This window comes from Rhodococcus ruber (genome assembly GCF_027270735.1).
GTDB classification, from domain to species: domain Bacteria; phylum Actinomycetota; class Actinomycetes; order Mycobacteriales; family Mycobacteriaceae; genus Rhodococcoides; species Rhodococcoides rubrum_A.
Genome location: NZ_JAPWIJ010000051.1, coordinates 1 through 236, shown reverse-complemented (window position 1 = coordinate 236; position 236 = coordinate 1). Strand labels below are relative to the sequence as shown.

General features: G+C 64.8%; 1 pseudogene. It reads left to right on the top strand.

Features of this window, described 5'->3' with window-relative positions:
- Positions 1-236 (top strand): annotated as a pseudogene (locus O4220_RS27770) (IS110 family transposase); the annotation flags it as partial.

The following is a 236-nucleotide window of genomic DNA, read 5'->3' as shown; positions in this document are numbered from 1 at the left end:
CGATTCGAGAACAGCTCCGGGATCTGACGACAGTCGCCTTGATCGACGCATGCGCAGCACTGCGCCCGACCGCCGTCACTCCAGGTGCACTGACCGCGGCGATCAAGACTGCACTGCGGTCGGTGGCGCGACGGATCCAGCTCCTCGACACCGACATCAAGGCACTCGACAAGAACCTCGCAGTGCTCATCGACGATGCCGCCGAAGACCTCGTCGGCCGGTTCGGGGTGGGCTAC